This window comes from Pseudoxanthomonas sp. LjRoot204_2 (assembly GCF_056175765.1).
Genome location: NZ_JBGFFG010000530.1, coordinates 1 through 2,030, shown reverse-complemented (window position 1 = coordinate 2,030; position 2,030 = coordinate 1). Strand labels below are relative to the sequence as shown.

The 2,030-nt window shown below is 64.6% G+C and carries 3 protein-coding genes; 1 reads left to right on the top strand and 2 read right to left on the bottom strand.

The features are described 5' to 3' along the window. The coding region (locus AC04L7_RS17515) for an AAA family ATPase (protein WP_475513545.1) at positions 1-1,122 on the top strand (1,122 nt) is incomplete at its 5' end. A 66-nt stretch (positions 1,123-1,188) separates the two neighbouring features. On the opposite strand, the gene AC04L7_RS17510 is transcribed toward AC04L7_RS17515, so the two are convergent. Next, a complete protein-coding gene (locus tag AC04L7_RS17510; RefSeq protein WP_296281781.1) occupies positions 1,189-1,566 on the bottom strand; it encodes a hypothetical protein in 378 nt (125 codons plus the stop codon). Positions 1,567-1,749: 183 nt separating this feature from the next. Then, positions 1,750-1,968 carry a translation initiation factor IF-1 gene (gene infA / locus AC04L7_RS17505; protein WP_055943174.1) on the bottom strand — a complete coding sequence of 73 codons (219 nt, stop codon included), beginning with the start codon at positions 1,966-1,968 and terminating at the stop codon, positions 1,750-1,752. Positions 1,969-2,030 lie beyond the last annotated feature (62 nt).

The window sequence follows — 2,030 nt, the reverse complement described above, 5'->3', positions numbered from 1 at the left end:
TCGGTGAAGCACATCGGCGACCGCCTGCTGCCCGACAAGGCCATCGACGTCATCGACGAGGCCGGCGCACGCCAGCGCCTGTTGCCCATGGAGACGCGCAAGGAGCTGATCGACGTCGAGGAGATCGAAACGATCGTCGCCAAGATGGCGCGGATCCCGGCCAAGCAGGTGTCTTCGTCCGACAAGGACGTGCTGCAGCACCTGGAGCGCAACCTGAAGATGGTGATCTTCGGGCAGGATCCCGCCATCGAGACCCTGGCATCGTCCATCAAGCTTGCGCGCAGCGGCCTGGCGAACCCGGAAAAGCCGATCGGCAACTTCCTGTTCGCCGGCCCCACCGGCGTGGGCAAGACCGAAGTGACCAAGCAGCTCGCCCTTCAGCTGGGCATCGAGCTGGTCCGCTTCGACATGTCCGAGTACATGGAACCGCATTCGGTCAGCCGCCTGATCGGCGCGCCTCCGGGTTATGTGGGCTTCGACCAGGGTGGCTTGCTCACCGAGAAGATCGTCAAGACCCCGCACTGCGTGCTGCTGCTGGACGAGGTGGAGAAAGCCCATCCCGACATCTTCAACATCCTGCTGCAGGTCATGGACCGCGGCGTGCTGACGGATACCAACGGCCGGGAGGCGAACTTCAAGAACGTCATCCTGGTGATGACGACCAACGCGGGGGCTGCGCAGGCCTCGCGCCGGACGATCGGCTTCATGCAGCAGGACCACTCCACCGATGCGATGGAAGTGATCCGCCGCAGCTTCACGCCGGAGTTCCGCAACCGCCTGGACGCCATCGTGCAGTTCCAGGGCCTGGGTTTCGACCACATCCTGCGCGTGGTGGACAAGTTCATCATCGAGCTGGAGATGCTGCTGCAGGAAAAGCACGTCAGCCTGTCGGCCACGCCCGCGGCCCGCGACTGGCTGGCCCAGCACGGCTTCGATCCGCTGATGGGTGCGCGACCCATGTCGCGCCTGATCCAGGACAAGGTGAAGCGGCCCCTGGCGGACGAACTGCTGTTCGGCAAGCTGGTGGATGGTGGCCGCGTCAGCATCGACGTGCGCGACGGCGACCTGGTAGTGGATGCGCAGGCGGAGCCGGAGCGCTTGCTGCCGGCCACGGTGTCGTAAGCAGAAGCCCACCGGCGCAACGAAAAGGCGGCCATGCGGCCGCCTTTTCCGTTCTCATCGGCCGCGTCAGCGCGAGGCGCGCTTCTTGCGCGTGGCGAATTCCTCTGCCGTCACGGCTTCAACGGCGCCGACCCGGCACGTGTCGCGCGTGGTCTTCACGCGCGTGCCGGCGCCGCAAAGGCGATTGGGCTGGCCGTCGGTGCTGATCTCCACGCGCGAGGTCATCGTGATCGAGTCGCAGGTGCGCTGGAACGAGACGCGGTAGTGATCGTCGCCATTGCGCAGGAAGAACTGCTGACCTCCGCCCGCGCGCACGATTTCCTGATCGCTGCCCAGGTCCACGCAGTCGGTGATGGCCTCGCCGGCGGAAGCGGCAAGGGCGGCAAAGGGGGCGATCGCGACGGCCAGTGCGGCCAGCAGGGGGAGGGGGCGACGGGAGTTCATGGCGGCTCTCTTGTGGTCAGCGCCCGGAGCGGGCGCCAGGCATGCTGAGGCCGCCGGGCCGCGGGGGAATCTGCCTGAAGTCGCCATGACGACCGACCCCGTGCCCTTCGTCATGGGAACATACTGACGTCCAGAACGAGAAAAGCGGCCTGAGGCCGCTTTTCAATCAATCACTTATGCGATTTACTTCATGCGATAAGTGATACGACCCTTGGTGAGATCGTACGGGGTCATTTCGACCTTCACCTTGTCGCCGGTCAGGATGCGGATGTAGTTCTTGCGCATGCGGCCGGAGATGTGGGCAATGATTTCGTGCCCGTTCTCCAGCTTGACCCGGAACATGGTGTTGGGCAGCGTCTCGGCGACGGTGCCCTCGAATTCAATGGAATCGTCTTTCGACATGTAAGCCTATGCTGTGCCGCGAGGGATGGCGGGTGCCATGAAGCCGCGCATTGTACGCCAGC